Source organism: Naasia sp. SYSU D00057 (genome assembly GCF_017916505.1).
Lineage (GTDB): Bacteria > Actinomycetota > Actinomycetes > Actinomycetales > Microbacteriaceae > Naasia.
Genome location: NZ_JAFMSZ010000001.1, coordinates 638,331 through 661,137 on the forward strand (window position 1 = coordinate 638,331; position 22,807 = coordinate 661,137).

Below are 22,807 nucleotides of genomic sequence, written 5' to 3' on the forward strand. Positions count from 1 at the left end.
TTAAGGGCCTGCTTCCATCCACCACCCGGTCATCGAGGAGCGGGTCGAAGGCCGGCGTCTCAAGCGCCGGGTGCTGCGACCTCTGCCCGGCGGCGGGTCAGCAGGCGGCGCTCCACCTCGTTGTCGGTGAGGGCCAGCGCCGCCTCGTACGCAGCGACCGCCTCGCCATTGCGCCCCAGGCGGCGCAGCAGGTCGGCCCGCACCGAGTGGTAGGGCGCATACCCCGGTGCCGGCGCCGCATCCATGAGCGCGAGTCCCGCCGCCGCGCCGTCGACCTCCGCGACGGCGACCGCGCGGTTGAGCTCGACGACGGCACTCGGGGCGAGTACGCGCAGGAGGTCGTAGAGCTGGACGATCTGCCGCCAGTCGGTCGCCTCCGCGGAGGGCGCGGTGCTGTGCACGGCCGCGATCGCCGCCTGCACCTGGTACGGGCCCGGCCGGCCGCGGCGCAGGCACTCGCGCACGATCGACTGCCCCTCGACGATCCCCGCCCTGGTCCAGAGCGAGCGGTCCTGGTCTGCGAGCGGCACGAGATCGCCGTGCGGCCCCGACCGCGCCGGCCGGCGGGCGTCGGTGAGGAGGAGCAGGGCGAGCAGGCCCTGCGCCTCCGGCTCATCGGGCATCAGGCGCACCACGAGCCGCGCCAGGCGGATGGCCTCGCGGCACAGCTCCTCCCGGACGAGCCGCTCCCCCGAGGTCGCCAGGTAGCCCTCGTTGAAGATCAGGTAGATCACCGCGAGCACGCCGCCCAGTCGGTCGGGCAGGTCCGCGTCCTCGGGCACCCGGTACGGGATGTTGGCGGCGCGGATCTTCGACTTGGCGCGCACGATCCGCTGAGCCATCGTCGGCTCGGGAACGAGGAACGCCCGGGCGATCTCCGGGGTGGTGAGGCCGCCCAGCAGCCGGAGGGTGAGCGCCACCTGGGCGGGGCGCGCGAGCGCCGGATGGCAGCAGGTGAACAGCAGCCGGAGTCGCTCATCGGCCACGGCGCCCTCCTCGGGGATCTCGTCGTCCGCCTGGATGGACCGGAGCAGCTCGGCCTCGGCCTCCTTGCCCGTCCCGGCCGCCTCACGACGGAGGCGGTCGATGCCGCGGTTGCGCGCGGTCGTGAGGATCCAGCCCGCAGGGCTGGGCGGCAGCCCGTCCACCGGCCAGCGGCGGAGGGCGACCGTGAACGCGTCCTGCACGGCGTCCTCGGCGAGGTCGAGGTCGCGAAAGATCCGGGTCAGCACGGCGACAGCGCGGCCGTACTCCTCCCGGAAGACGCGCTCGACCTCGCCGGAAGCGCTCACGGCAGGGAGCTGAAGGCGAGCGGCCGCACCTCGACGGGAAGGCCGGTGACCTCGGTGACCCGGCGGCCCCACCGCAGGGCCCCGTCGAGGTCGTCCGCGCGGATCACCCAGAGACCGCCGATGAACTCCTTCGCCTCCACGTAGGGGCCGTCCGTGATGAGGGCATCATGCCCCTCGCGCGGCCGGACCACGGTGGACGTCTCGGGCTGGTGCAGCCCGCCCGTGAAGAGGAACGCCCCTGAGGCGTCCATCTCGCTGTTCAGCTCGCCGAGCTTGCGCATCACCGGCTCCAGGAACTCGGGCGGCGGGACCTCGCCGACCGGCTGGATCAGGTTGAGCAGGTACTGGGTCATGGTGTTCTCCTCGTCCTCGGCCGGACCTTCCCGGCTCTCACCGTCTATACGAACGACGACCACTGAAATCGACACGACCGCGGAGAGATCTTTTTCGGGTGCCGATAGTCTGCCCGGGAATCCCCCTCCCCTTCCGACGGCGGCGAAGGCTCCGTGAACAGCACATCCATCAGCTCTGCGCTCGCCTCGAGCTCCGTCGGCGAGGGGCTCGACGGCGTGCTGGAAGCGGCGGGCGCTGTGGCGTTCTACCTCGTGGTCTGGGGGCTCGTGTTCGCCGGCACAGCCCTGTTCGTCGGCGCGTTCGTGCCGTTCGTGACGGGCGACTCGCTGCTCTTCGCGGCCGGGATCCTGACCGCCGGGTCGGAGGTGCTCGACATCCGGATCCTCGCGATCGGCGTCGCGATCGCCGCCTTCGCCGGCGACCAGGTCGGCTTCTGGCTGGGCCGCAGGCTGGGCCGCCCCTACCTCGACAGCCGGGGCGGCCCGCGGGTGCAGCGGGCGGTCGCCCGGACCGAGCGGTTCTACACCCTCTTCGGCTGGTGGTCGGTCGTCATCGCCCGGTACGTGCCTTGGGCGCGCGTCTTCATCCCGGTCATCGCGGGCGTCGGACGCATGCCGGCCCTCCGCTTCGCGAGCGCGAACCTCGTCGGCGCGCTCAGCTGGGGCGTCGCCATCACCGTCCTCGGCTACTTCGCGGCGACGTCGCCCCAGGTCCGCCCGATCGCGTACGGCATCGCTGCGGCCGCCATCCTCGCCTCCGTGATCGCCGGCGTCCGCGCCTGGCGGCGGGATCGAGCGGCTCGGGTCGCCGCGGCGGGGGCGGCGGCCTCCTGACGGCTCGCGCCCCCGTAGCGCCCCATCCGGGGGCTTGGCAAGCAGGCGACAGGGCTCCCGCTTCGCCATAGTCTGAGCAATCCACCCGCCGGAAGTGGTCGGGATCTTCTGCGCCCTGCAGGGGGCGACCACGAAGGGAGATCGCTTTGACACCAGCGGACAGCCGACCGATCGAGATCATCGGCGCCTTCGAGAGCACCTACATGCCCTCGCACGACCGGGACATCTTCGAGACGACCGAGCACGACGTCCGCTGGCGCGAGGATCTGGCACTGCTCGCCCAGAGCGGGGTGAAGAGACTCCGCTACCCGATCCGGTGGCACCGCATCGAGGCCACACCCGGGCACTTCGACTGGAGCGAGACAGACGAGATCCTCGCCCACCTCCGCGCGATCGGAATGCGCCCGATCGTCGACCTGGTGCATCACACCAGCTACCCGGCATGGATCACCGACGGTTTCGCCGACGACCGCTTCCCCTCCGCCTACCTGCGCTACGCCGAGGCGTTCGCGCGGCGCTACCCCGACGTCGAGGAGTACACACTCTTCAACGAGCCGTTCTCGACCCTGTTCCTCAGCGGTCACGAGGCGATCTGGCCGCCCTATCGGTCGGGGCTCGACGGCTTCGTCGACCTGCTCGCGAACGTCCTGCCCGCGATGGCCCAGGCGAGCCGCCTCTACCGCGAGCTGCTGCCGAATGCGCGGCACGTCTGGGTGGACACCTGCGAGCACCACACCGGCACCGATGAGAGCGGGCGCGGCTACGCCGAGTACGCGAACGAGCGGCGCTTCCTCGTGATCGACGCCTTCCTCGGGCGCGGCTACGACCGCGAGAGCATCCTCGGCCGGGAGCTCACCGCGGTCGGCGGCGAGCGGCTGCAGGGCATCGAGCCCGGCGTGGTCGACGTGCTCGGTCTCGACTACTACGCGCACTGCCAGTGGAGCTTCGGGGAGGGCGGCGGCTCAGCCCCGAGCCCGAACCCGCTCCCCCTGGCCGATCAGATCGAGCAGTACTGGCAGCGCTACGGCGTCCCCTGCATGATCACCGAGACGAACGTCCGCGGTCACACCACCGACCGCGCCACCTGGCTCAAGTACGTGCTCGAACAGTGCGAGACGGCGCGCGACCGCGGCGTCCCGCTGGAGGGACTCTGCTGGTTCCCGTTCATCGACTCCACCGACTGGGATTCGCTCCTCTATCGCTGTGAGGGCAACGTCGATCCGGTCGGCGTGTACTGGCTCGACGAGACGCTGACCCGGCACGGGTCCGTCATGTCGGACTCGTACGCGTCCGCCGCGCGCGGCGTGCCCTCCTCACGACTGCCCGCCTTCGAGTTCGCCGAGCCGGTCGCAACCCGGCTGCGCGGCTACCTGCCGCAGATGGCGCACTGGAACTGGCAGCCGGGCCCTCCGGGCAACCGCGGCCACAACCTTCCCCTGACAACACGAACCATGGAATTGAGGGTCGTCGATGCGAACTGAACTGATCGTCCTCTCGCACCTGCGCTGGGACTGGGTGTGGCAGCGCCCCCAGCAGATCGTCTCGCGCCTCAGTACCAATCCCTTCCGGCGAACCTGGTTCGTCGAGGAGCCGATGACGCCGGCAGGGGTCGAAGTCCCGGAGAACCGTCTCGCCTCCGAGGAGGTGGACGGGATCACCCGTGTGTGGCTGGAGATCCCGGAGCAGGGCCGCCACGTCGGCTTCTTCGACGAGGTCCTCCCCGACTACATCGCCCAGCTCCCGGAGCTCGTGGGACCGCCCCAGGGCGAGCGGGTGGTGTGGATCTACACGCCGCTCGCGCTCGAGGCGGCGCTCGCTCTGCAGCCGACCACGCTGGTCTACGACGTGATGGACGACCTCGCCGCCTTCAAGGACGCCGCTCCCGAGCTGGTCGTCCGGCAGCGTCAGGCCCTCCGCCGCGCGGACGTCGTGTTCGCCGGCGGCCGCTCGCTGCACCGCTCGGTCGTGAAGCAGGGCCGGACGGACGCCCACCTCATCCCGAGCGGCGTCTCCACCAGCGATTACGAGGACGCGGCGCTGCACCGGAAGCCGAACACGGGCCGGCCCGCCGCCGGGTACGTGGGGGTGCTGGACGAGCGGCTCGATCTCGAGCTCATCGCCGAGCTGGCCGCGGCCGCACCCGAGTGGGACATCCGCATGATCGGCCCGGTCATCAAGATCGACCCGGCGACCCTGCCGCAGGCGCCGAACATCCACTACTACGGCATGCAGCCCTACTCGGCGCTGCCCGGCCACATGGCCGAGCTGGACGTCGCGCTCATGCCGTTCGCCCTCAACGAGGCGACCCGGTCGATCAGCCCCACGAAGACGCTCGAGTACCTGGCCGCGGGCCTGCCGATCGTGTCGACCAGGGTCCCCGACGTGGTGTCGGACTTCGGGCACGTCGTCGACCTGCAGGACGACGCGCTCGGCTTCGCGGCCGCCTGCGAGCGGCTCCGCGGCCGCGCCGGCGCCGCCGTCACCCGCAAGGTGCGCCAGCTCCTCGACCGCCACGACTGGAACGGCATCGCTGCGGGCATGGAGGAGCAGCTGTTCACCCGCTCCGGGATCCCCACTGTGCCCGCGGCGGAGGAGGCCGCCGAGGCCACGGCGTAGGCGTCGATCTCTCGCGACCACGAAGAGGCGGGCACCGGATCCGGTGCCCGCCTCTCCTGCTCATTGATGGCCCTACGGACAGTGAGCTGAATCTTCTCAGGCGCTGTGGACGCTCAGCTCGTCGTCCTGCGACGAGAGAGCCGCGGAGGGAAGGTCCTCCTGCACGCCCGGCTCTACCTCGATTTCCTCAACCGACCGCATACGAGGCGGAGCAGCAGCCCACGACTTGAGTCGTTGCCCGATGTCGGCGTAGCTCGTGTCGACCGCCTGAAGTAGCGAATCGATGAAACCACCGCGGCCGACTCCTCGCTTGCCGCCCATCGAGTGGATCTGCGCAATTCGGAAGGAGCGAAGCTCCTTGGTGGGGTCGGAAACTAGTTTCGCGGGATTCTCGCGGACGTCACGCAGGAGCTCCGCCGCTCCCCCACGCACACGCGCGGCATACGCCTCGACGCGAAGACTCTCAGGGGCATCCTTCAGCTGCCTCAGGAGCCAGTTGACCCTGGTCGTCGCGCGTCCTTCCTTCGGCGCTTCCACATCGAAGGAGCAGGTGAGCCGAGACGCCCGAAGGTCCGCCTCGATCGACAGCGGTGACACAGCGTTCGGGATTCGAATGGCGGCTCTCATGCATCCCTCGTTGACGAGCGAAGCAACGAGAGAGGCATTTCGGACGGCAGGATCAGCGGCTTCCTGACGAGTCAGGGCGGGCGTGACCTCGGTTCCGAGTCGACGACCGAGTTGAAGACACGCGAATCGAATCAGAGCGTCGAATCGCGCGACAACTTCGCTGGCAGCCTTGTCGTTTCCCCGCAGGGTTCCTGCAGTCACGGCATCTCGGACTGCAACCCAGTTCGGCCCCATGTCATCGAAGGACAGCGCACCCGACCTGGGGTGCTCGAGGTAGCGAATCAGCTCCCCGAGAATCCAAGCCTGATCGGGGTCCGCCACTCCTCGGTACTCCTTCTGCATGACCGCCTGGGTCACCACCTCGGTCCAGGACCAGTGGTGTAGGGCCACCTTCCGAAGCTTCCGCTTGTCGACAACGGTCGGGTGGAGCCCTGTGGCCGCCGGGATCTCGTTCGAGATGGTGATGAGCGCGTCGAAGCCGTGCTCGCGAGCAACATCGAGGTAGTTCTCGAGTTGCTCCGCGGCCAGCTGATTGGTGCCGGTCTTGACCTCCACCAGGGCCGTCCAAGTCTTGGCACCACGGCGTGCGCGGATAAGGCCGTCCGGGAACACCTTCTTGTCGCCGAGAGCGAAGGGCACCTCGATGAAGGTTTCAAGATGACCCGCCGGCGCGCCGAGAGGCCCGGTCAGGGTACGCCCGAACTCTCGCACAGAAGACATAACCGCGAGCAGAGCTGACGTGGCACGACGCTCCTGCTCCTCCGCCCCGTTGATTCCCGACGTCGGGATAAGGCGCGCTGCATTCCACGCGCTTTCTTCTGACAACTTCGTCCCCCCAAAATGATTGCGCAAGGCTAATCACGCTATATCAGCGGCTGCGGTGCGGTTGGTATTCGACATACGAAGAACCGAGCGGTCCGGCCCCCAGTTCAGGTGCCGAGGGGACGACAGATCTCCGCGATGCACCAAGAGGCGGGCACCGATCCGGTGCCCGCCTCTTGTGCGGTCCTGGTGTCGCGCCGCGTCAGTGGGTGCCGGCCTCCCGGCGCTCGTCGATCGTCGGGATGGGACCGGTCATGTGGTAGCCGGTGTTGCGGCGGTGGAAGAACGTGACCGCCCACAGGATGATCCCGAGCGCGAGAAGCGCACCCGCGATCCCGTACTGCTCGATCGGCCGGCCAGACGTCCAGGGCAGCACGAGGTAGAGGCACACGATGACGCCGATGACCGGCAGGAACGTCGGGGTGGTGAAGTGGTCGTGTCCCACCGGCTGCCGGCGGAGGACGAGCACCGACGCGTTGACGACCCCGAACACGGCGAGGAGCAGCAGCGACGTGGTGCCGCCGAGCAGGAGCGCGACCGGGCCCTGCGGGTCGAGCGAGAGGTAGGTGATGAGCGCGAGCGCGATGGCCGTGGTGAAGACGATCGCCGCCCACGGCGTCCTGCGTCCGGGCAGGACCTTCGACAGGAACGGCGGGAGCACCACCTGGCGGCTCATCCCGTAGAGCAGGCGGCTCGCCATCATCATGTTGAGCAGGGCCGTGTTCGCCACCGCGAAGAGCGAGATGAACGGCAGCAGCGTGTTGATCGGGAAGCCCGGCGCCGCGGTCTGCACCACCGTCACGAGCGGGGTGTCGTTGCCGGCCAGCTCACCGACGGGCACCAGCGCCACGGCGACGATCGAGACGAGCACGTACACGAGACCCGTGATGCCGAGGCCGGTCAGCATGATGCGCGGGAAGATGCGGCTCGGATCCTTCGTCTCCTCCGCCATGTTGACGGAGTCCTCGAAGCCCACCATCGCGAAGAACGCGAGCGAGGTGGCGGTGCTGACCGCGAGGATCACGTTCTTCTCCTCGGGCGTCTCGAAGGCGACCACCCGCGACCAGTCCGCCTGGCCGCCGAAGATCGCGAACATGCCGATCAGGATCACGAGCAGCAGGCCCGACAGCTCGATGCAGGTGAGCAGCACGTTGAGGCCGACGCTCTCGGCGACGCCACGGAGGTTCACCGCCGCGATCAGCAGGATGAAGACGATCGCGATGAGCAGCCGCGTCCCCTGCGCCTCGCCCAGCCCGAACCCGATCATGAAGTTGCTGGCGAATGCGCCGGACGCTGCAGAGGCGGAGGTGATGCCGGAGGACATCACGGTGAAGGCGACGAGGAACGTGACGAAATGGATGCCGAACGCCTTGTGCGCGTACAGCGCGGCGCCGGCCGCCTGCGGGTACTTGGTCACAAGCTCCAGGTAGGAGCAGGCGGTGATGAGCGCGACGGTGAAGGCGATGATGAACGGCAGCCACGCCGCCCCGCCGACCTCGGCGGCGACCTGACCGGTGAGGGCGTAGATCCCGGTGCCGAGGATGTCGCCGATGATGAAGAGGAGCAGGAGCTTCGGACCGAGCACCCTCTTCAACTCGTGGGTGCCCTGCACCGGCTTGTCGCTGACGGCCATCTCGATCCCCTTACGGCTTGAGTGCTCCCGCCTTGTCGGCGCGTGCGTGCCCTGATCCGGACGCGCCCACAGTCTGCTCTCAGCCCTTCGCGGTACGCGAGCCCCCGTCGTCGGCTTGACTCCGCACCCGCGGATGCCTTAACAGCAAGCTCTCAGTTCTGCAGCACGACGCCGTCGACGTAGAGCCACCGGTCGCCGTCGCGGCGGAACCGGCTGCGCTCGTGCAGCAGACCGGCCCCCTCCTCCGTCCGGTAGGAAGCGCGGAACTCGACGACGCCCTCCGTGTCGTCCTGTCCGCCGCGGGCAGTGTCGACGATCTGGAGCCGGCGCCAGGTGATGCCGTCGTCGAGGTCGAGCGGTTCCGGCCGCGTCCCCGGATCCCAGGTCCGGCTCACGTGCTCGACCAGGCCGAGCGCGTAGGCGCTGAAGCGCGACCGCATCAGCTGCACCGCCGTCGGGGCCGACGCGCCGTCGTGGAAAGGGCGGCAGCAGTCGTCGTACGGCAGGCGGCTGCCGCAGGGGCACGAGGCGCGTTCGGACACCCGCTCATCCTGCCGGTGTCCGGACCTCCACCGAGTCGAGGATCACCGGCGTCCCCACCCGCAGCGTGTTCTGGATCTCGGCGAGACCGTCGGTGCGGCGCAGCAGCTCACGAACGACGTCGGTCTCGGCCGGGGAGGTCACGACCACCCGGTACGTGATGCCGTGCGCCGGATCCCCGGGCCCGCCGAACTCGCCCTCGACGGTGACCTCGACCGCGTCGATGGGGATGCCGGCGGCGGCGGCTTCGCGGTACACGTCGTTCCCGTAGCAGGTGGCGAGGGCGAGGAAGAGCAGCTCTCCCCCGTTCACCGCCGAGCCCCGTCCCTCTGATCTCGGCGGGATCGGCACCTCCCGGTCCCGCCCCTGCGTGCTGACGGTCGCGGTGTGCCCCTCGAGACTGTTGCGGATGCCGGCGGTGATGCGCATCGTGCTCCCCTCCTCGGATCCCCGTCATGATGGCCATCTGCCCGCGCCCCAGCCAGGGCTGCTCGTCACACCGCTGCCTCGCGCCGTCGAGGCGGGACGGATGCGTCGCCGCCCACCCCGCAGTGGCCCCAACTGAAGAGCGCGGGGATGACAGGGGGACGCTCCCCTAGAGGCGGCGCCACGGGCGGGCGTAGCTTGTGCGGCCATCGGGCGGCTCCCGATGCCGCCGGAACCCGATGAAAGGGACGATCCATGCGGAGAAGAGGACTGGCCGCCGTGGCGGCGGGGCTCATGCTGACCGGGCTCTCGCTCACCGCCGCACAGTCGGCGATCGCGGCGCCTGTCGCCGGCTGCGGCGCCGGACACGACCTGCGAACGGTGGAGCAGGCGATCGCCGTGATCGACTGGCGCATCTACACGACGGCCGAGCGCGAGCAGATCGAGGACGAGCTGTCCACGGTGGTGGACGCCAACGGCGACGGCTACCTCTGCGTCAAGCAGTTCCGGCCGAGCCAGGGCTCCGACAAGCACTGGGGCGCCGAGGGCTACGTCGTGACGGGACTCTCGGACAACAGGGCGAAGGGGCGCGCCTAGCGCGTGCAGCGCGCGGCCTCCTACCCCCGGGGGATCACGTCGGGAGGAGGTCCGCCCTGCACCGGAGGAGCCGGCGATGCGCTGCCGGCGGGGGCGAGCAGGCGGAGCACCATACGCCCCTCCCAGGGCCTTCCGACACCGCGTCGACAGGCCGTAGCGGCACCGGTACCGTCGCCGCATGGTGTCCGCCTCCTCCCCTGCCCGTGCGTCAGCAGCGAAGCCTCCGTCGAAGGCGTCCGGTCTGCTCTACGGACTCGGCTTCGGCGGCTTCATCGACGGGATCGTCCTGCACCAGATCCTGCAGTGGCACCACATGGTGAGCGACGTGCACGAGTTCCCTCCTGACACGCTCGCCGGACTCGAGGTGAACACGCTCGCCGACGGCTTCTTCCACATCGTCACGTGGCTGTTCGTGCTCGCCGGCTCGATCACGACCCTGGTCGCGTGGCGGCAGGGCCGGCTCGCCCCGAACTGGAGCTTCCACTTCGGGCTCGTGCTCGCCGGCTGGGGCATCTTCAACCTCGTCGAGGGCCTGATCAACCACCAGATCCTCGGTGTCCACCACGTGCGGGACGACCTCGGCGGCCCGCTCTCGTGGGACATCGGCTTCCTCGTGTTCGGCGTCCTGCTGATCGCCGGCGGCTGGCTGCTGCATCGGCGGGGACTGCGCGTGCTCGAGCGGCGCGCGGCCCGCGCCTAGCGTCTCCTGCGGGGCGTGCGGACACGCGCCACCCCGCACACCGTCGCGAGTCGTCCTCAGCACCCGCGCTCTCTGCAGGCCCGGCGCCGACCCGGCGACTCTTGCGCGTTCACGACGATGCGCCAGAATGAGCCGCCTCAGCGAGGAGACCCGGATGACGAAGAAGAAGCAGAAGAGCACGAAGAGCTCGAAGAGCTCGAAGGGGAAGGGCCCGGGCAAGGGCCTCGTCGCGAAGGCCGAGCGGAAGGCGCAGGAGCTCACCGACCGGCTCGAGAAGGTGCGCCGCAAGGCGGAGGCCCGCATCGAGGACGCCCGCCAGGCGATTCGCAAGGCCCAGAAGCGGGCGGAGAAGGCGAGCGCGGCAGCCGAGGAGGCCCGCAGCCGCTACAGCGGGGCAGCCGAGACGGCCCCGCTCACCGACGTCGCGCCGCCTGCCGTGACCACCCTGGCGGATGTACCCGCCGACGCCGAGCCGGCGGCCGGCCCCGACTATGTCGGGCGGGCCGCCTCCGACGGCAACGGCAACGGCGACGAGGCGGCTGCGGCCACCGAAGCCCCCGTCGACCACGGGAACGAGGCCGCCTCGACCGCGGAGGCCGTCGACGACGAAACGACGGACACGACCGGGAGCGATCAGCCGTCGGCCGCTTCCGACGCCCGGAACGGCCGGGCATCCGCTGCCTCCAGCGCGGGGAACGGACAGGCCGAGACGCCCAGCGACGGCCAGGCCGCCGCGACCCCGTCCGAGGCCCTGACGCCTCCTCTGCCCGCGCCGGACTCGGACGGCAGACCGAGCGCCGCGTGGACGACGGCACAGCTGCGGGCGCTCGCGAAGCAGCGCGGCATCTCCGGCTACTCCTCCAAGACGAAGCAGCAGCTCATCGAGGCGCTGACGCGCTGAGGCGCCGAGGGCGGCGCCCCCGTCCCGGCGCGAACGGCGCTCCCCTGCGGTCTAGGGTTTTCACGATGGCTCAGGAACCGCGCGAGGCATGGACGCCCGCCCACGGCACGACCACACCCGACATGTCGCTCTGCCGCATGCTGTTCGACCGGTCGACGCGCGACCCGGACGGCGTCTACGCGGAGCGCCGGACCGAGGACGGCACCTTCGAGCCGGTGACGGTCGGGCAGTTCCTCCGCGACGTCGTCGCCGCTGCCCGCGGACTGATCGCGCTCGGCGTCCAGCCGGGCGACCGGGTGGGCATCATGGCCGGCACCCGCTACGAGTGGTCGGTCGCCGACTTCGCCATCCTGTACGCGGGCGGAGTCTCGGTGCCCATCTACCAGACCTCCTCCGCCGAGCAGGTGCGGTGGATCGTCGCCGACTCCGGGGTCCGGATCGTTCTCGCCGAGACGCCCGCGATGGGCGCGACGGTCGGCGCCCTCATCGGTGAGGGCGAGCTGCAGCGGGTCCTCGTGATCGACGACGGCGGGCTGGACGAGCTGCGGGCCGCCGGCCAGCACGTGTCCACCGCCGAGGTCAAGGAGCGGGCATCCGCCGCCCACCTCGAGACGCTCGCGACGATCGTCTACACGTCCGGGACGACGGGACGGCCGAAGGGCGTCGAGCTGACGCACGGCAACTTCCTCGTGCACATCGTGAACGGTGCCGACGACCCCAATCTCGGTCCCGTCGTGTCGGGACCGGAGACGCGGACGCTGCTGTTCCTGCCCCTCTCCCACGTCTTCGGCCGGTTCATCGCACTGCTGTGCGTCTACTCGGGCACCGTGCTCGGCTATGCGCCGAGCACGAAGACCCTGGTCGGCGACCTGCAGGCGTTCCGCCCGACCTGGCTGCTCGCCGTGCCGCGCGTGTTCGAGACGCTCTACAACTCGGCCGAGCTGCTCACCGGCGGCGGCGCGAAGCTGACGCTGTTCCGCTGGGCGGCGAAGGTGTCGCAGGCGTACTCCCGCTCCCTCGACACCGGTGGCCCGTCCGCGGTGCTCAAGGCCAGGCACGCGCTCGCCGACCGCCTCGTGCTCCAGCGCATCCGCGCCGTCATGGGCGGCCAGGCGACGTACGCGATCTCGGGCGGCGCGCCCCTCGCGGTCTGGCTCGGCCACTTCTACCGCGGTCTCGGCATGACCGTCATGGAGGGCTACGGCCTCACCGAGCTGGCCGCGCCGACCGCGGTCAACCGCCCCGGCCTCATCAAGATCGGAAGTGTCGGCGCCCCGTACCCCGGCACCGGGGTCCGCATCGCGGAGGACGGCGAGATCCTCGTGCAGGGGCCGAACGTGTTCCGCGCCTACCGGAACGATCCCGATGGCACCGCGGCCGCGTTCCGCGACGGGTGGTTCCTCACCGGCGACTACGGCCGCCTCGACGAGGACGGCTACCTGCACATCACCGGCCGCAAGAAGGAGATCATCGTCACCGCCGGCGGCAAGAACGTGCAGCCGGCCGCGCTGGAGAACGCGCTGCGGGCGCATCCGATCATCTCCGAGGTCGTCGTGATCGGCGACGACAAGCCGTTCATCGCCGCGCTCATCGCCCTCGACCCCGCGATGCTGCCGGGCTGGCTGAAGAGCAGAGGGCTGCCGGAGCTGACGGTCGCCGAGGCGGCGGAGCATCCGATCGTGCGCGGCGAGCTCGACAAGGCGGTGTCGGCGGCGAACGAGTCGGTGTCGCGGGCGGAGTCGATCCGCAGCTACGCGGTCCTACCCCGGGAGCTGACCGAGGAGCAGGGCGAGCTGTCGGCGTCGCTCAAGGTGCGGCGGAAGATCGTGCTCGAGCACTTCGCGAAGCAGGTCGACGGCATCTATGGCTGAGTTCCAGATGGAGCGGGTTCCCTGGGACGACGAGCGGGCGGTCGCGCTGCGGCGGCTGATGGGCCGGGACATGGCGGACCGCTACGGCCTGCACGACGAGCCCGCCGAGCTGAGCGAGAAGCGGTCGCAGGCACTCGCCGTGGACCCCGACCGGGTGCGTGCGACCCTCCTCGCTGTGCTGCCCGACGGGACCGCCGCCGGCCACATCGCCCTTCGCCGCCTCCACGACGACTGGGAGGTGAAGCGCCTCATCGTGACCGAGGGCGCCCGGCGCCTCGGCATCGGCCGCACCCTCCTCGAGGAGGCGGAGCGGATCGCACGCGACGGCGGCGCCCACCGCGTCATCCTGCAGACGGGTGAGAAGCAGCCGGAGGCGGTCGCCATGTACCGGCGGCTCGGCTACTCCCCCATCCCGGTGTACGAGCCGTACGTCGAGACGATGCCGCACTCGCTCTGCTTCGAGAAGGTCTTTCCCTCCTGAAGCGGCGGCGCGCCGGATTCAGGCGCTCTCGGCGGGGGTCCTGCTGATGTACACCACCTCGATGGCCCACTCCGCGTCCTGGTCGGCCGTGATGTAGAGCTGCGGCAGGTCGGGCAGGGCGAACTCGTTCCAGACCTCGGAGCCGACCCCGGCCTCGGTGCAGCTGGAGCGCGGGTTCTCGACCGGGTCGGTGCCCCAGGCGAACTCACCCGGGCTGAGGCAGGTGAAGCGGACGGCGAGGGCCGTCGCCTCCTCGGGCGGTGCCTGGATCGCGACGGTGCCGGAGCCTATACCGCGCTCCTCGATCACCGACGACACGATCGTCGCCGGATCCTCGGGGGCCTGCCGCGCCTGACCGCCGAGCAGCGCGAGCGCTGACGAGAAGCCGGCGCCCAGCACGAGCGCGAGCACCGCGACCCATGCGATGGGCCGGACCCACCGACGCTGCCGTGGCCGGAACTCCTCGTCCACGTCGTCGCGGCGGGCCAGCTCGTCCGGTTCGCCGTCCATGTCTCTCCTCCGTCAGGCGGGTCAGCGCCCAGTGTCGCATCGATTACGCGACTACCGTGGGAAACGGCCGATTCTCCGGCCACGAGAGTGAGCAGGACCGCAATGGCAGACCAGGAGGGCCGCGTCGCGGTCTACATCGACTTCGACAACATCGTCATCTCCCGCTACGACCAGCTGAACGGCAACGGCGCCTGGCGCAACGACAACGCCCGCCGGGTCGAGCCCGACAAGCGCGGGGAGACGGTCGCCCGGAAGCTCGCCGAGGCGGAGATCGACATCGGCGCGATCCTCGACTATGCGTCGTCCTTCGGCACCGTCGCGCTCAGCCGCGCGTACGCGGACTGGTCGATCCCGGTCAACGCCGCCTACCGGAAGCAGCTCGTCAACCGGGCGGTCGACCTCACCCAGCTGTTCCCCGTCACCAAGGCGTTCAAGAACGGCGCCGACATCCGGCTCTCCGTGGACGTGCTCGAGGACCTGTTCCGCCTGCCCGACCTGACCCACGTCGTGATCGTGGCCGGCGACTCCGACTACATCGCCCTCGCGCAGCGCTGCAAGCGCCTCGCCCGCTTCGTGGTCGGCATCGGCGTCTCCGGCCGGACCAGTCCGGCGCTCATCGCGGCGTGCGACGAGTTCCAAATGTACGACGCCATCCCCGGCGCGGGCGGCGAGCCCGAGCGGGAGGACCCCGAGGACGAGGCCCCGGTGGCCGCGGTCGTCGAGCGCCCCGCCCCTGTCTTCTCGGGTCCCGGTGTGCCGGCCTTCCTGCCGCCCGCCGAGATCCCCGCGGAGAACGTCGAGGCGGAGGAGACGGCGCCCGCCCCCGCCATGTCGGAGCGCGCGGCGACGCGCCTCCTCGTTCGCGCTCTCGAGCTGCTCGCGGCGAAGGACGACGAGGAGTGGCGCAACGCCGCCTCCGTCAAGTCGCAGATCCGGCGCCTCGACCCGTCGTTCAACGAGCGCACCCTCGGCTACAAGACGTTCACCGACTTCGTGAAGTCGCGCAACAGCCTCGTCCAGGTGAAGACCGCGGGCAACGAGCGCCTCGTCAAGCTCCGCTGAGGCGGCCGCCGCCGGACGCCCTCCTGCCGTCAGCAGGACTTTCTGCCCTCAGCAGGACTTTCTGCCCTCAGCAGGACATCCGGCGCCGAAAAGGCCTGCTGAGTGCAGATAGTCCTGCTGAGGAATGTGGTCAGGACGCCCGCAGAGCGGCCGAGAGCACGGCGACGTCTTCGTCGTCGAGCGGCAGCAGGCCGCGGCGCAGCTGGTAGCCCCAGTTCGGCGACGCCGTCAGGCGGAGGCGGTCCTTCACATCCGCCAGAGGCACCGGTGTGACGTCGGCGTAGTCCATGCGGCGGCGGTAGGGGCGGAAGTCGCCCTCGTCCGCCTGCCAGATCTCCTCGTCCGCGACCGTGCCGAGCGCGGTGAACCGGCGCAGCGGCACCTTGTCGCCGAGGCTCTCCACCGGCGAGTAGTAGATGAGGGTGTCGCCCCGGCGCAGGTGCGCGAGCCCCGCGCGCCGGCCGTGTCCGATCTGAGCGATGCCGAGACCGACGCCCCGGCGCACGTGCTCGGCGGACACCACTCCGAGCCAGCCGGTCATGTCCGCTTCCTCGCCGTCACGCGGCCAGGATCGACCCGCGCCGGGGGGATTCCCGCGCGCCGCGCCGGGATGCCGGCGGAGTGCGGGGCCCGAATCGGGCAGCTGGGGAGGTTGCGGGCCCTACCCGCGGAGTGCAGGACACCGGGCAGTACTCGCCGGCGCCGCCGTCGGGCCGGTCGTCGGCGCGCTCATCGGCCTCGTCGGCTATCCGCTCGCGTTCGCCGTCGTGGCGCTCGCGCCCGTCGCGGCGACGCCGCTCATCCCCCGCCCCGAGGACGAGCTCGATCGGCTGTGAGACGACCTCCGGCGCCGGCCCTACTCCGGCAGCAGCCCCGAGGTGACCAGACGGGCGTGCACGTCGCCGCCGACCAGCCAGGCGGCTGCATCCGGCGGCAGCATCCGGCCGTCGAGCGGTGCGGAGGCGAGCACGACCTTCCCGTCCGGCAGCGGAACGGGGCGCTCCCCCATCGCCACCGCGACGACCGCTCCCCCGTCCCGCTCGCAGAGCAGAAGGCCGTCCTCGCGGAGATCCCACGTCGCCGCCTCATCGGCCACGAACGCTCCCGCCGCGAGCAGAGCACGGCGGATGCGTGTCGCTCGGCGGAACAGGGCGAGCGTCGAGTCGGATGCGCTGTCCTGGGCCTCGACGGCGTGCTCCCCCCAGCCCTCGGGCTGCGGCAGCCACGGCGGCGCTGCGACCTCAGCCGGGGAGAAGCCGTGAGCCCCCTCCGCGCGCGACGTCCACGGCAGGGGCACCCGGACACCGTCGCGGGACACTCCACCGCGGAACCACATCGGATCGAGGCGCTCCGAGACCGGCACATCCACCTCGGGGAGCGCAAGCTCCTGCCCCTGGAACACGTAGGCGCCTCCGGGGAAGCCGAGCAGCGCGACGAGGCCTGCTCGGGCACGTGCGACACCCCGCTCGCCCCCGCCGAAACGAGAAGCGGAGCGGACCAGGTCGTGGTTCTCGAGTGCCCAGGTCGGGGACGAGCCGTAGGTGCGGCGCACGCTCTCGAGCTCCCGGCCGACCCGGACCCACTCCTCCGGCTGCCAGCCGAGGCGGACGAAGGCGAACGCGAACGTCTGGTGCATCTCATCGGGCCGGGTGTACCGGCCTGCCCTCTCGGGCTCGAGGTTCACCTCGCCGACGAGCAGCCGCGGCGGGTCGTACTCCTCGGCGATCCGCCGCCACCGCCGGTACACGTCGTGGACGGGCTCCTGGTCCATGACGAGGGGATTGCTGCGCAGCCCGTCGATGACCGTCGGCACAACGGGCGAGTCCGGGAGGCCTTCCGCCTTGTAGAGGCCGTGGGCCACATCGATGCGGACACCGTCCGCGCCGCGCTCGAACCAGAACCGGAGGACGCCCTCGAAATAGTCGCCGACCGCCGGGTTCCGCCAGTTCCAGTCCGGCTGCGCCGGCGAGAACAGGTGGAGGTACCACAGCTCCCGAGACCCCGGCACTCGGCTCCAGGCCGGTCCGCCGAACACACTGATCCAGTTGTTGGGCGGGCCTCCGTCGGCTCCGCCCTCCGCGAAGTGGAACAGATCCCATGCATCGGAGCCGGGGCCCTCCGCCACCGCCTTGCGGAACAGCGGGTGCTCGATCGACGTGTGGTTCGGCACGAGGTCGATGAGCACCTTCACTCCGGACGCGTGCGCCGCAGCCAGCAGCTCGTCGAAGTCCGCGAGGGTGCCGAACATGGGGTCGACGTCGCAGTAGTCGGCGATGTCGTAGCCCTGGTCGACCTGGGGCGAGACCTGGAAGGGCGTCAGCCAGATGCCGTCCACGCCCAGCGACGCGATGTACGGCATCCGCTCGACGATGCCGCGCAGGTCACCGACGCCGTTGCCGCTCGAGTCCGCGAACGACCGCGGATACACCTCGTAGATGACGGAGCTGGTCCACCAGGCGCCGTCCGAGCTCACTTGGTCGCCCCGGAGGTGAGCCCCTCCACGATCCGGCGCTGGAAGAACAGGATCACGATGACGAGAGGGATCGTGACGATCACGCCGGCCGCCATCTGCTGCCCGTAAGGAGCTTCGAACTCGCTCGCGCCGGTGAACTTCGAGATCGCCACCGTCGCCGTCTGGACGGCCGGGTCGTTGACCATCGACAGCGCGATGATGAACTCGTTCCAGCTGTGGATGAAGGTCAGGATCGCGGTCGTGAACACCCCCGGGGCGGCGAGCGGCAGCAGGATCTTCCGGAACGCCTGCCACTTGGTGGCGCCGTCGATCATCGCCGCCTCCTCCAGGTCGTACGGCAGCTGCTTCATGAACGTCGTGAGGTTCCACACCGCGAGCGGGATGGCGAAGGACAGGCTCGGCACGATCATCGCCTGGTAGGTGTTGATCCAGCCGATGTCCGAGAACAGCCGGAGCAGCGGCACGACCACCGAGATCCCGGGGAACATCGAGGTGGCGATGACGATGGCGAGGATCGCGGACTTGAACCGGAAGTTGAGCCGGGAGATCGCGTAGGCGGCGAAGATGCCGAGCGCGAGAGCCAGCGTGGTCGTGGTCGTCGCCACGATGAGGCTGTTGAGCAGGGCCCGGCCGAAGTTCGACGAGCCGGAGAAGACCTGGGCGTAGGACTCGAGCGACCAGGTCGTCGGCAGCAGCGAGTTGTCGAAGATGTCGCTCGTGCGGCGGAGACTGGAGACGATCATCCAGTAGAAGGGCGCGAGGCAGTAGAGCGCGATCACGATGATCGCGAGTACACGGCCGATCGGCCCGAGCCGGCTGCGGCGTCGTGGACGCGCGGTCCGGGGCGCCGCGACCGCCGGGCGAGCGGCTACTGACGTGGCCGTCATCGGGAGACTCCCTTCGCGGCGGCCGGTCGGGCCTTCCGCTGCTTGCGCTCCGCGCCGCTGCCGACCACGTCGGCGCCGAGGAGCTTGATGAACACGAACGCGATCGCCGCCACGTAGAGCAGCAGGATGATCGAGAACGCGGAGGCGGTTCCGTACTCGAGCTGATTGGACGATTCCCAGGCGAGGATCGACAGCGTCTCCACCGACTCCTTGCGGGGACCGATGAGCACGAACGGGAGGTCGAACATCCGCAGGGAGTCGAGCATTCGGAAGAGCACAGCGACGAGCAGCGCGGGACGCACCATCGGCAGCGTGATCGACCAGAACTGCTTCCAGGCATTCGCGCCGTCGAGCTTCGCGGCCTCGTAGACCTCCTCGGGGATGATCTGCATGCCGGCGAGCACGAGCAGGCCGATGAACGGGGCGGTCTTCCAGACCTCGGCGGTGATGACCGCCACCTGGGATGCGAAGCCCTCCGCCGTCCACAGCACCTGGGTGCCGGTGAGCGTGTTGACGATCCCGTTCGACTGGAAGACCCAGCGCCAGAGCAGGCCGGACACGGCGGTCGGGATCGCCCAGGGGACGAGCACGGCGGCGCGCAGGAAACCGCGGCCGCGGAACGCGCGGTTCATGGCGACGGCGAAGGCGACGCCGATGACCGTCTCGAGCGCCACCGAGACGAAGGTGAAGAAGCTCGTGTTCCACAGGGCGTTGTAGAACCGGCCGGATTCAGAGCCGGCGAAGATGTCGAGGTAGTTGCGGAGCCCGACGAAGACGTCGCCTTCGACGACGAAACCCTGCTCGTCGAGGCCCGACTCCGCGCTGAAGAGCGACTGATAGACGGCCGAGAGCAGCGGATAGAGGATGACGAGCGCCAGCACCAGGAAGGTGGGCGAGAGCAGGAGGGACGCGGTCCGGCCCTCGTTGGGCGTCGTCGAGCGCCCGCGTGGCGTCTTGAGCGTCGGCACGATCGGGGCTGCCGTCATGGTTGGTCCTTGCTGGGGTGATTCCGGTCGCGGAAGGAGAGCTGGGAAGTAGGGGCGGTGGCCGCCGCCCGAAGACGGCGGCCACCCGGGTGTTCAGCTAGCCGACGATCTCTTCGAGAGAGGCCTGCAGGTCCGCGAGCGCGTCCTCGGGGCTCTTGTCGCCGGAGATGGCGGAGTACACCTCGTCCTGGATGGCCGCGGTGGTCTCGCCGTACTGCACGACCTTGGGCCGAGGAGCGGCGTTCTCGAGCGAGCTGAGGAGCGTCGGCAGGTAGGGGTACTTCGCCACCACTGCCTCGTCCTCGAAGAACGAGCCGTAGACCGGGGCGCGGGAGCTCAGCTCGAGGCGGGACTCCTCCTGCTCCTGGCCGGTAAAGAACTGGATGAACTCCAGCGCGGTCGCCTTGTTCTCGGCGAAGCTCGAGATCGCGATGTTGCGACCGCCGAGGGTCGAGACGCCCGGGCCGTCCTCGCCGGGGATCGGCGAGACGCCGAACTTGCCGGCGACGGCGCTGGATCCGTCCGTCTTGCTCAGCGCGTTGAAGATGTACGGCCAGTTCCGGAGGAAGACGAGCTTGCCCTCCTGGAACGCCTGACGGCCCTGCTCCTCCTGGAAGGTGATGGCGTCCTGCGGGATCATGCCGCTGTCGAAGCCGTCCACGAGGAACTCGAGGGCGGTGAGCGCCTCCGGGGTGTCGACGTCGGGCTGCCCGTCCTCGGTGAAGAGGGAGCCGCCGGCGGAGGCGACGGCCTCGCTGAAGTTGACGGTCAGACCCTCGTTCTTGTCGAACTGCCCGGCGTAGCAGGACATCCCGGCCGCCTCGGGCAGCGCGAGCACCTTGTCGCAGGCGGCCTGCAGGTCGGCCCAGGTCTCGGGCGCCTCCGTGACGCCGGCCGCGGTGAGCAGGTCGGTCCTCGAGTAGAGCAGAGCGCCGTCGGTGTAGTAGGGAGCGGCGAAGAGCTGGTCCGCGTAGGTCGCCGCGTCGACCGTCGCCGGGATCAGCTCGTCGGTCGGGAGAGCGTCCTCGGGCAGAGGCACGATCCACCGGTTGGCGGCGAACTCGCTGGTCCAGACCACGTCCAGATTGAGCACGGTGTAGGCGTCGCCCTTGATCTGGGCGTTCTGCACCATCTGCTGGCGCTGCTGGTCCGCGTCGAGCGGCAGCTCGACCCACGTCACCTGCTCGTCCGGGTGCTCGGCGTTCCAGGCGTCCACCGACGTCTGAGCGGCCCCCGATGCGTCAGGGCTGCTGACGTAGGTGATCGGTCCGCGACCGCTCAGCTCCTCGGTCGCCGCCGGGGTGCTGCCGCCGCCGGTGCTGCCGCTGCCGCTCGCGCAGGCGGTGAGCGACATGGTGGCGGTGGCGAGAAGGGCCGCACCGACGATCAGTCGGCGCTTCTGGCGTCCTTGCCTCATGGTTCCTCTTTTCTTGGTGGTGGGCATGGTGGGGTCGGGGAAGTCGGAGGACGCCGCGAGTCAGTCGCGACGAGGGCGGGAGGTACTGCCGCGCTCGATGAGGCGGTGGGGCAGGATCTTCGACCGGCCGGTGCCGTCCAGGAGGCTCTGCACCGCGAGCTCCCCCATCCGCTCGAGGGGCTGCGCCACCGTGCTGAGCGCCGGATGCACGTGCCGCGACGTCCGCGTGTTGTCGAAGCCGAGCACCGAGACGTCCTCCGGAACCCGTCGTCCGCGCCGCTGCAGCTCGTTGACGACGGCAGCGCCCATCTCGTCGCTCAGCGCGAAGACAGCGGTGAGGTCGGGGTCGCGCTCCAGCAGCCGGCCGAGCGCCGGCGGGGCGCTGTCGTAGAGCGAGTTGCCGCGTTCGAGGATCGGGGATGCTCCCGCCTCGCGCATGGCCCTCAGGTAGCCGCGCTCGCGAGGGGCGTTGACGAGCACCGAGCCGACGTCGCCCGCGAGCAGGCCGATGCGGCGGTGCCCGAGACGGAGGAGGTGCACGGTGGCGTCGTAGGCGGCCTTCTCGTCGTCGATCGCGAGGCTCGGGAAGGTCGCGCCGTCGCGGATCGCGACGGAGATGAGCGGCACGCGCCCGGCGACACGACGCATCTCGGGTGTGATCGCCGCGGAGATGAGCACGACGCCGGCAGCACGGAAGGTCTTGAGCGAGCGCAGGTAGCCGAGCGCGTACTCGGACCCGGCGCCGGTGCGGCCGAGGACGACGGAGTAGCCCTGCTGCCGCGCGGCGCTCTCGACGCCGCTCATGACCTCGGAGGCCAGCGCGTCGGAGACGGCCGGGGCCAGGACGCCCATCACGGAGCTCTGCATCGTCTTCAGCCCACGGGCGAGGGTGTCCGGCTCGTAGCCCAGCTGCTCCACCGCCTCGCGGACGCGCTCCTCCGTCGCCGACGAGAACCCCGGAAGTCCGTTGACCACGCGGGAGACTGTGGCGGGCGACACCCCGGCACGGCGGGCGACGTCACGGATGGTGGCCACGGCGTCCCCCCTTTGGGCTGTCGGCCCGGGGCCACCGGACCTTGCAAACGTTTGCGTAACTGAAGCGGAATGACTGTAAGCCAGCGCCTCCCGCCGTGCGCAAACGTTTACTAAACGGGGGTGTCGCTCTCGGAAGCGGGCGTCCTCGTGCTCGTCCCGGCAGCACCCGTCGTCAGGGCGAGCTGCTCACTGCTCCGCCTGCGGCGGGGTGAGGGGCTTCCGCATCTCCAGCTCCCGCGTCCGCGGGTCGAGGGGGTAGGGCCGGCTCCGGCCCGTCTCGACGAACCCGCGCTTCCGGTAGGCGGCGATCGCGCGCGGGTTCTCCTCGTTGACCTCGAGCAGGAGTCCGCTCCCCCGCGGCCGCGCCCACTCCTCGATCCGGGCGAGCAGGGCGTCCGTCACCCCGGCATCGGCGCCTCGGGCGTGTGGCGCGACGTAGACGGCGACCAGCCAGGGGTCGCCGCCGTCGCCGAGCACGAGCGCGGTCATCGACCCCACCCATCGGCCCTGCTCGGTGATGGCGACGACGGTGATCGACGTGTCCGTCAGCCCCTTCCTGGCCCGGTCGCGCCAGAACTCGTCGGGATGCGCCTCCGCCTGCTCGAGGGTCTCGAGGTAGGCGAGCGGAGTGTCGGCGAGCATCTCCAGGCGCAGCGCCCGGGCCTCGCGCCAGTCGTCCTCGACGATCGGCCGGACGGTGACGCGAAGCATGCCCCGACGCTAGCGAAACGGCGGACGTGGTGC

The 22,807-nt window shown here is 70.3% G+C and carries 24 protein-coding genes; 10 read left to right on the plus strand and 14 right to left on the minus strand.

Annotated features, from left to right (window positions below):
* Positions 1-59 precede the first annotated feature (59 nt).
* Both J3P36_RS03020 and J3P36_RS03025 read right to left on the minus strand, forming a co-directional pair.
* Entirely contained in the window at positions 60-1,292 is a 1,233-nt protein-coding gene (locus tag J3P36_RS03020) for an RNA polymerase sigma factor (RefSeq protein WP_210505766.1), read from the minus strand.
* Complete coding sequence (locus tag J3P36_RS03025) at positions 1,289-1,645, minus strand: YciI family protein (protein ID WP_210505767.1); 357 nt, start codon at positions 1,643-1,645, stop codon at positions 1,289-1,291. The genes J3P36_RS03020 and J3P36_RS03025 overlap by 4 nt, the downstream gene beginning before the upstream one ends.
* Positions 1,646-1,798: 153 nt before the next feature.
* On the opposite strand from J3P36_RS03025, the gene J3P36_RS03030 reads away from it, so the two are divergent.
* The 3 genes from J3P36_RS03030 (at position 1,799) to J3P36_RS03040 (ending at position 5,095) form a co-directional block, all read left to right on the plus strand.
* On the plus strand, positions 1,799-2,479 hold the full coding sequence (locus J3P36_RS03030) for a DedA family protein (protein ID WP_307806928.1): 681 nt from the start codon (positions 1,799-1,801) through the stop codon (positions 2,477-2,479).
* 146 nt (positions 2,480-2,625) lie between these two features.
* Complete coding sequence (locus J3P36_RS03035; RefSeq protein WP_210505768.1) at positions 2,626-3,960, plus strand: family 1 glycosylhydrolase; 1,335 nt, start codon at positions 2,626-2,628, stop codon at positions 3,958-3,960.
* Positions 3,950-5,095 carry a glycosyltransferase gene (locus J3P36_RS03040; protein WP_210505769.1) on the plus strand — a complete coding sequence of 382 codons (1,146 nt, stop codon included), beginning with the start codon at positions 3,950-3,952 and terminating at the stop codon, positions 5,093-5,095. Before J3P36_RS03035 ends, J3P36_RS03040 begins: the two co-directional genes overlap by 11 nt.
* 96 nt (positions 5,096-5,191) lie before the next feature.
* On the opposite strand, the gene J3P36_RS03045 is transcribed toward J3P36_RS03040, so the two are convergent.
* The 4 genes from J3P36_RS03045 to J3P36_RS03060 form a co-directional block, all read right to left on the minus strand.
* Positions 5,192-6,442 carry a hypothetical protein gene (locus J3P36_RS03045; protein WP_246854119.1) on the minus strand — a complete coding sequence of 417 codons (1,251 nt, stop codon included), beginning with the start codon at positions 6,440-6,442 and terminating at the stop codon, positions 5,192-5,194.
* A 304-nt stretch (positions 6,443-6,746) separates the two neighbouring features.
* On the minus strand, positions 6,747-8,177 hold the full coding sequence (locus J3P36_RS03050; protein ID WP_210505771.1) for an APC family permease: 1,431 nt from the start codon (positions 8,175-8,177) through the stop codon (positions 6,747-6,749).
* 152 nt (positions 8,178-8,329) lie between these two features.
* On the minus strand, positions 8,330-8,719 hold the full coding sequence (locus tag J3P36_RS03055) for a YchJ family metal-binding protein (RefSeq protein ID WP_210505772.1): 390 nt from the start codon (positions 8,717-8,719) through the stop codon (positions 8,330-8,332).
* Positions 8,720-8,723: 4 nt separating this feature from the next.
* Positions 8,724-9,146 (minus strand): OsmC family protein, encoded by a 423-nt coding sequence (locus tag J3P36_RS03060; RefSeq protein ID WP_210505773.1) that lies wholly within the window; start codon positions 9,144-9,146, stop codon positions 8,724-8,726.
* A 252-nt stretch (positions 9,147-9,398) separates the two neighbouring features.
* Between J3P36_RS03060 and J3P36_RS03065 the strand changes: the two genes are divergently transcribed.
* From J3P36_RS03065 to J3P36_RS03085, 5 genes are all read left to right on the plus strand, one after another.
* Entirely contained in the window at positions 9,399-9,740 is a 342-nt protein-coding gene (locus J3P36_RS03065; protein WP_210505774.1) for a hypothetical protein, read from the plus strand.
* A 178-nt stretch (positions 9,741-9,918) separates the two neighbouring features.
* A complete protein-coding gene (locus J3P36_RS03070; protein ID WP_210505775.1) occupies positions 9,919-10,440 on the plus strand; it encodes a DUF2243 domain-containing protein in 522 nt (173 codons plus the stop codon).
* Positions 10,441-10,594: 154 nt separating this feature from the next.
* Complete coding sequence (locus J3P36_RS03075; RefSeq protein ID WP_210505776.1) at positions 10,595-11,341, plus strand: Rho termination factor N-terminal domain-containing protein; 747 nt, start codon at positions 10,595-10,597, stop codon at positions 11,339-11,341.
* A gap of 65 nt (positions 11,342-11,406) precedes the next feature.
* On the plus strand, positions 11,407-13,212 hold the full coding sequence (locus J3P36_RS03080) for a long-chain fatty acid--CoA ligase (protein WP_246854120.1): 1,806 nt from the start codon (positions 11,407-11,409) through the stop codon (positions 13,210-13,212).
* Positions 13,205-13,693 carry a GNAT family N-acetyltransferase gene (locus J3P36_RS03085; protein WP_210505777.1) on the plus strand — a complete coding sequence of 163 codons (489 nt, stop codon included), beginning with the start codon at positions 13,205-13,207 and terminating at the stop codon, positions 13,691-13,693. Before J3P36_RS03080 ends, J3P36_RS03085 begins: the two co-directional genes overlap by 8 nt.
* A gap of 18 nt (positions 13,694-13,711) precedes the next feature.
* Here J3P36_RS03085 and J3P36_RS03090 read toward each other — a convergent pair whose 3' ends face one another.
* Positions 13,712-14,203, minus strand: coding sequence for a hypothetical protein (locus J3P36_RS03090; RefSeq protein ID WP_210505778.1), 492 nt, complete (start codon positions 14,201-14,203; stop codon positions 13,712-13,714).
* A 102-nt stretch (positions 14,204-14,305) separates the two neighbouring features.
* Between J3P36_RS03090 and J3P36_RS03095 the strand changes: the two genes are divergently transcribed.
* Entirely contained in the window at positions 14,306-15,265 is a 960-nt protein-coding gene (locus tag J3P36_RS03095; protein ID WP_210505779.1) for an NYN domain-containing protein, read from the plus strand.
* A 130-nt stretch (positions 15,266-15,395) separates the two neighbouring features.
* Here J3P36_RS03095 and J3P36_RS03100 read toward each other — a convergent pair whose 3' ends face one another.
* Positions 15,396-15,806, minus strand: coding sequence for an EVE domain-containing protein (locus J3P36_RS03100; RefSeq protein ID WP_210505780.1), 411 nt, complete (start codon positions 15,804-15,806; stop codon positions 15,396-15,398).
* Between J3P36_RS03100 and J3P36_RS16180 the strand changes: the two genes are divergently transcribed.
* Positions 15,805-16,101, plus strand: coding sequence for a hypothetical protein (locus J3P36_RS16180; protein ID WP_246854121.1), 297 nt, complete (start codon positions 15,805-15,807; stop codon positions 16,099-16,101). The two genes, J3P36_RS03100 and J3P36_RS16180, sit on opposite strands and share 2 nt — an antisense overlap.
* Positions 16,102-16,121: 20 nt before the next feature.
* On the opposite strand, the gene J3P36_RS03110 is transcribed toward J3P36_RS16180, so the two are convergent.
* The 6 genes from J3P36_RS03110 to J3P36_RS03135 all read right to left on the minus strand — a co-directional run bounded on the left by J3P36_RS03110 (position 16,122) and on the right by J3P36_RS03135 (position 22,774).
* Positions 16,122-17,738, minus strand: a complete 1,617-nt coding sequence (locus tag J3P36_RS03110) for an alpha-amylase family glycosyl hydrolase (protein WP_210505781.1) — start codon at positions 17,736-17,738, stop codon at positions 16,122-16,124.
* Entirely contained in the window at positions 17,735-18,625 is an 891-nt protein-coding gene (locus J3P36_RS03115) for a carbohydrate ABC transporter permease (protein WP_210505782.1), read from the minus strand. Before J3P36_RS03115 ends, J3P36_RS03110 begins: the two co-directional genes overlap by 4 nt.
* The gene (locus tag J3P36_RS03120) at positions 18,622-19,611 is read right to left on the minus strand and encodes a carbohydrate ABC transporter permease (protein ID WP_210505783.1); all 990 of its coding nucleotides are present in this window, start codon (positions 19,609-19,611) and stop codon (positions 18,622-18,624) included. Before J3P36_RS03120 ends, J3P36_RS03115 begins: the two co-directional genes overlap by 4 nt.
* Positions 19,612-19,708: 97 nt before the next feature.
* On the minus strand, positions 19,709-21,028 hold the full coding sequence (locus tag J3P36_RS03125) for an ABC transporter substrate-binding protein (RefSeq protein ID WP_210505784.1): 1,320 nt from the start codon (positions 21,026-21,028) through the stop codon (positions 19,709-19,711).
* 60 nt (positions 21,029-21,088) lie between these two features.
* Positions 21,089-22,063, minus strand: coding sequence for a LacI family DNA-binding transcriptional regulator (locus J3P36_RS03130; RefSeq protein ID WP_210505785.1), 975 nt, complete (start codon positions 22,061-22,063; stop codon positions 21,089-21,091).
* Positions 22,064-22,249: 186 nt separating this feature from the next.
* Positions 22,250-22,774 carry an N-acetyltransferase gene (locus tag J3P36_RS03135; protein WP_210505786.1) on the minus strand — a complete coding sequence of 175 codons (525 nt, stop codon included), beginning with the start codon at positions 22,772-22,774 and terminating at the stop codon, positions 22,250-22,252.
* Positions 22,775-22,807 lie beyond the last annotated feature (33 nt).

Bases quoted from the DNA above. Each gene is read 5' to 3' on its own strand.
- J3P36_RS03070 (WP_210505775.1), top strand. From the start codon at position 9,919: ATGGTGTCCGCCTCCTCCCCTGCCCGTGCGTCAGCAGCGAAGCCTCCG.
- J3P36_RS03085 (WP_210505777.1), top strand. From the start codon at position 13,205: ATGGCTGAGTTCCAGATGGAGCGGGTTCCCTGGGACGACGAGCGGGCG.
- J3P36_RS03040 (WP_210505769.1), top strand. From the start codon at position 3,950: ATGCGAACTGAACTGATCGTCCTCTCGCACCTGCGCTGGGACTGGGTG.
- J3P36_RS03080 (WP_246854120.1), top strand. From the start codon at position 11,407: ATGGCTCAGGAACCGCGCGAGGCATGGACGCCCGCCCACGGCACGACC.
- J3P36_RS03025 (WP_210505767.1), bottom strand. From the start codon at position 1,645: ATGACCCAGTACCTGCTCAACCTGATCCAGCCGGTCGGCGAGGTCCCG.
- J3P36_RS03045 (WP_246854119.1), bottom strand. From the start codon at position 6,442: ATGTCTTCTGTGCGAGAGTTCGGGCGTACCCTGACCGGGCCTCTCGGC.
- J3P36_RS03115 (WP_210505782.1), bottom strand. From the start codon at position 18,625: ATGACGGCCACGTCAGTAGCCGCTCGCCCGGCGGTCGCGGCGCCCCGG.
- J3P36_RS03125 (WP_210505784.1), bottom strand. From the start codon at position 21,028: ATGAGGCAAGGACGCCAGAAGCGCCGACTGATCGTCGGTGCGGCCCTT.
- J3P36_RS03100 (WP_210505780.1), bottom strand. From the start codon at position 15,806: ATGACCGGCTGGCTCGGAGTGGTGTCCGCCGAGCACGTGCGCCGGGGC.
- J3P36_RS03065 (WP_210505774.1), top strand. From the start codon at position 9,399: ATGCGGAGAAGAGGACTGGCCGCCGTGGCGGCGGGGCTCATGCTGACC.
- J3P36_RS03135 (WP_210505786.1), bottom strand. From the start codon at position 22,774: ATGCTTCGCGTCACCGTCCGGCCGATCGTCGAGGACGACTGGCGCGAG.
- J3P36_RS03095 (WP_210505779.1), top strand. From the start codon at position 14,306: ATGGCAGACCAGGAGGGCCGCGTCGCGGTCTACATCGACTTCGACAAC.
- J3P36_RS03120 (WP_210505783.1), bottom strand. From the start codon at position 19,611: ATGACGGCAGCCCCGATCGTGCCGACGCTCAAGACGCCACGCGGGCGC.
- J3P36_RS16180 (WP_246854121.1), top strand. From the start codon at position 15,805: ATGTCCGCTTCCTCGCCGTCACGCGGCCAGGATCGACCCGCGCCGGGG.
- J3P36_RS03075 (WP_210505776.1), top strand. From the start codon at position 10,595: ATGACGAAGAAGAAGCAGAAGAGCACGAAGAGCTCGAAGAGCTCGAAG.
- J3P36_RS03090 (WP_210505778.1), bottom strand. From the start codon at position 14,203: ATGGACGGCGAACCGGACGAGCTGGCCCGCCGCGACGACGTGGACGAG.
- J3P36_RS03050 (WP_210505771.1), bottom strand. From the start codon at position 8,177: ATGGCCGTCAGCGACAAGCCGGTGCAGGGCACCCACGAGTTGAAGAGG.
- J3P36_RS03060 (WP_210505773.1), bottom strand. From the start codon at position 9,146: ATGCGCATCACCGCCGGCATCCGCAACAGTCTCGAGGGGCACACCGCG.